The sequence below is a fragment of the Phenylobacterium sp. genome (genome assembly GCF_044371015.1).
Lineage (GTDB): Bacteria > Pseudomonadota > Alphaproteobacteria > Caulobacterales > Caulobacteraceae > Phenylobacterium.
The window spans coordinates 1-3,960 of the sequence record NZ_JBILUK010000276.1 but is presented as its reverse complement, the minus strand read 5'-3'; the positions used below and the strand labels follow the sequence as shown (position 1 = coordinate 3,960).

Here is a 3,960-nt window from a genome sequence, read left to right as displayed (position 1 = left end):
CTCAGTGGAAGAGCTCGACATGGACAAGACCATCAAGGGCACGGCCGAAAAGGGCTATCTCGACATCAACATGCGGCCTGAACGGCGCAACAAGATCAGCGTGTTGCTGTTCCTGGATGTCGGCGGCTCCATGGATAGCCACATCAAGATCTGTGAGGAGCTGTTCTCGGCCGCGCGCTCCGAATTCAAGAACATGGAGTTCTATTACTTCCACAATTGTCTTTATGAGTCCGTGTGGAAGGACAACCGCCGCCGGCACGCCGAGAAGCTCAACACCTTCGACATCCTGCACAAATTCCCGCACGACTATAAGGTGATCTTCGTCGGCGACGCGACCATGAGCCCCTACGAGATCACCTATCCGGGTGGCTCGGTGGAGCACTGGAACGAGGAGGCCGGCGCGGTCTGGATGGATCGGGTCACCCAGATCTACAAGCACGCCGTCTGGCTCAACCCCACCGCCGAGCGGCACTGGGACTACACGCCGTCCATCGGTCTGGTGAAGCAGATCATGGGCGACCGCATGTTCCCGCTGACCATCGACGGCCTGGAGAAGGCCATGAAAGAGCTGTCGCGCTAGAGCGTCTTCCGAGAAGTGGGAACCGGTCTTCGGATGATGAGACGCTCTAAATTATTGATTTATAGACTTTTTTCGTCCCGTTCAGGTGACTCCATCTGAACGGGAAGGGCTCTAACGGCGGGGCGCTGATGACCGAGCCTGTGCTGCAGGACGGACCCGAGAGCGAAGAAGCCCAGGCCGCCACCAAGGCCCAGGTGTTCATCGCGGCAGAGCGGCTCTTCGCGCTCCACGGCTTTCAGAGCGTTTCGGTGCGCGACATCACGGCCGAGGCGAAGGTCAATCTCGCCAGCGTGAACTACCATTTCGGATCAAAGGACAGCCTTCTGTTCGAGATTTTCCGGCGGCGCACCGGCGAGCTCAATCGTGAACGCGCGCGCCAACTACATGAGGCGGCGGCGCGCGAAAATGGCCGGCCAGGCGTCCGCGCCATTCTCGAGGCCTATCTGGGACCGCCCATGCGTTGGGCCTCGCCGGACAACGATCGCCGCATCTCCATGCAGTTCATCATCCGCGCCCGCTCCGAGGGCAACGCCGAAATGCGGGACGTCCTGCGCAATGATGTCAGCCATCTGGAACGGTTCGCCAATGCGCTGATGGCGGCGCGGCCGGACCTGCCCAAGGAAGATGTCTACTGGCGGCTGCACTTCGTGCTGGGCATGGTCCACAACAACCGCTTCGCGGAGTTCGACCGCCTGCACCATCTCTCCGGCGGGATAACCCGCGAGGGCGATGTCGAGTCCCTGCTTCGTAGGATGCTCGATTTCGCCGAGGCCGGGTTCCAGGCGCAATGACCGGCGCTTCCCCTCCCTTGCGCGTTCCGCGTCGGGGAGGCGCTGATGGCGGGCTCTAGATGGGCAGACTCCTGGTCGGCGCCTGTTCGCTCCGCTTCCTCGACACCTTCATTCTGATCACGCCGTTCTATGTGGTGATGTTCGCCGAGCACGGCCTGACGCCCACGCAGATCGCCATCGCCCTCGCCGCCTGGTCAGGCACGGCGCTCGTGCTCGAAGCGCCCCTCGGCGTGTTGGCCGACCGCATGGATCGAAGGCTGCTCCTCGCCGTGGCTCAGTTGATCCGCGCGCTGGGATTCGTGGCCTGGGCGGTCTGGCCGGGTTTCTGGGGATTTCTGATCGGTCTGGTGGCCTGGGGCGTCAAGAGCGCCACCCTATCGGGCGCCTTCGAGGCTCTGGTCTTCGACGACCTCAAGCGGCGCGGGCAGGAACCCGACTACGTCCGCATCTTCGGCCGCACCCAGGCCGCGCGCTTTGCGGGCGTGTTGGCCGCCTCGCTGGGAGCCGCCGCACTGCCCAACCTGAGCTACGCGGAGCTGTCGTTGTGGAGCGCCGCAGCGGGCCTCGCCGCGGCCGCCTCGGCCTATATCCTGCCCCGCGCGCCGGTCTTCGCGCCGAGAGACCGTCCCGCTTTCCTGGCGCACCTCGTCACCGGCGCGCGCGAAGCCGCGAGCCTGCCGGGCGTGCCGGGCCTGCTGATTTTCATCGCCGGCATGCAGGCCATCGTCACCGGTATGGCCGACTACTGGCAGATATTCGCCCTGGAGGTCGGACTGCCCCGGTCCGGCATCGCGCTCTTCATGGCCGCGCTCTATGGCGTGGGCGCGATCACCGCCATGCTCGCCCACCGCGCCCGGGGCCTGAGCCAGATGGCCCTGGCCCTTCTGTTCGCGCTGGCGGGGCTCTCCGTCGTCGCAGGCGCGGCGGTCTACCAGCCCTGGGCCATCGTGCTGCCAATGATCTATGTCGCCCTCTATTGGACAGCCGAAGTCAACGCCGACGCTCGCTTCCAGCACAAACTGAACCCGGAAACGCGGGCCACGGTCGGATCTATCAAGGGCTTCATCATGCAGGCGGCGACGCTCGTCCTGATGTTGCTGTTTGGTCTCGCGGCGCAAGTCGCGTCCTACCGCTGGGCCTTCGCCGCCGGCGGTGCGCTGGCCGCGGCCTGGGGATTGAGCCATGCGGCGCGTGGGCTCCGCCGTCCGATCAACGCCTGAGCCGGAGTTCTGGATTCTCGTTGATCTCCTCTTGCTCGCCCCCATCACGTCATGAGATCGCCATGGTTATCGATCAGGTCTGCCCCGCTTGCACCGTTGAGAACGCACCGATGACCCTGATGCTGCCCCGCCGCGCCCTTCTCGCCGCCCCTGCGCTCCTGCTGCCGTCCGCCGCATGGGCCGCGCCGCCGCCGCGCCTGGCCTTCGCGGTCTTCCGCAACGGGACCAAGGTCGGCGAGCACATGATGACCTTCGCCGGCGGCGAGGCCGACCTCACGGTGCGCACTGAGGTCAACATGACGGTCAAGGTCGGGCCGGTGCCGGTCTACCGCTACAAGCACTCGGCTGTGGAGCGCTGGGCCAACGGCCGTTTCCAGAGCGTCGAGGCCACCACCAACGGCAATGGCAAGATCACCAAGGCGGCGGGCCGCGCAGCGGCCGGCGCCGTGCAGATCAGCGGCCCGAACGGCAATGTCCGCGGACCCGCCGACGCCGTGCCGCTCAGCCACTGGAACCAGGCCAGCTTCGGAAAGCCGATGTTCAACCAGCAGGAAGGCAAGCTGCTAAAGATCACCACCACCCGCGTCAAGCCTGGCCACTGGCAGATCCGCGGCGAAGCGGAGATCGACGACTTCTACGATGCGCAGGGCAACTGGCTGGCGCTGCGCGGCAAGCTCGAAGACGGCTCGCGCCTGGAATACAAGCGCATCTGAGGCTTACCCTCTCACCCGTTGCGCGGGAGCTCCTCCAGCGGGGGAGCCGGAGGGGGCGTTTTGGCTTGGATATTGTGCTCCCCAATCGGGGAGCTGTCGGCGAATGCCGACTGAGGGGGCGGTTCTCAACGCACGTTGCCCTGCCGCCGCGGGCATGGCACATCCTTCTCATGTGCACCGGTCGCCTGAGGGGCTGAGCCCCGCTCCGACTTGAATCGATCCCCCCGCCACAGCGGGTGCGGATCCGTGTGCACACTTGACCCACAGGCGGTCTTTCCATGAGCTTCTTCGCCAACGCAGCGATCAATCGCCTGAATCTGCACTCCGCCGTCCAGACCCTGGCCGAGAACGCCGGCGGCGTCTTCGTGCTGGTCTATCTCCTGAACACGGGCGTTTCGGCCCCACTGACCCTTTGCGTCATGGCCGCGATGAACATCGGGCGCCTCCTGCTTCGCCCTCTGGTGCTGCCGCTGGCGCGCCGGATCGGGCTGAAGTCGACGGTGATCCTGGGCGCCCTGGTCGAGGCGGCCTCCTATCCGCTGCTGCCGCTGGTCGAGGGCCCGGGCGTCGCATTGGCGGCGGTGATCATTCTGAGCCCAATTGGCAGCGTCTTCTACTGGACCGGCTATCACGCCTACTTCGCGGCGCTCAGCGAC

4 protein-coding genes and 1 pseudogene are annotated in these 3,960 nt (G+C 65.5%); all 5 read left to right on the top strand.

Annotated features, from left to right (window positions below; translation table 11 throughout):
* A pseudogene (locus ACIQ3R_RS16220) lies at positions 1-580 on the top strand (VWA domain-containing protein); the annotation flags it as partial.
* A gap of 128 nt (positions 581-708) precedes the next feature.
* Complete coding sequence (locus ACIQ3R_RS16215; RefSeq protein ID WP_397419892.1) at positions 709-1,371, top strand: TetR/AcrR family transcriptional regulator; 663 nt, start codon at positions 709-711, stop codon at positions 1,369-1,371.
* A 59-nt stretch (positions 1,372-1,430) separates the two neighbouring features.
* Positions 1,431-2,591 (top strand): MFS transporter, encoded by a 1,161-nt coding sequence (locus ACIQ3R_RS16210; RefSeq protein ID WP_397419891.1) that lies wholly within the window; start codon positions 1,431-1,433, stop codon positions 2,589-2,591.
* A gap of 62 nt (positions 2,592-2,653) precedes the next feature.
* Entirely contained in the window at positions 2,654-3,304 is a 651-nt protein-coding gene (locus tag ACIQ3R_RS16205; protein WP_397419890.1) for a DUF6134 family protein, read from the top strand.
* Positions 3,305-3,582: 278 nt separating this feature from the next.
* Positions 3,583-3,960: hypothetical protein (locus ACIQ3R_RS16200; RefSeq protein WP_397419889.1), on the top strand; the 378-nt coding region annotated here is incomplete at its 3' end.

What these genes read in the sequence shown, in the direction of transcription:
- ACIQ3R_RS16205 (WP_397419890.1), top strand. Translation starts at nt 2,654, where the DNA reads ATGGTTATCGATCAGGTCTGCCCCGCTTGCACCGTTGAGAACGCACCG.
- ACIQ3R_RS16210 (WP_397419891.1), top strand. Translation starts at nt 1,431, where the DNA reads ATGGGCAGACTCCTGGTCGGCGCCTGTTCGCTCCGCTTCCTCGACACC.
- ACIQ3R_RS16215 (WP_397419892.1), top strand. Translation starts at nt 709, where the DNA reads ATGACCGAGCCTGTGCTGCAGGACGGACCCGAGAGCGAAGAAGCCCAG.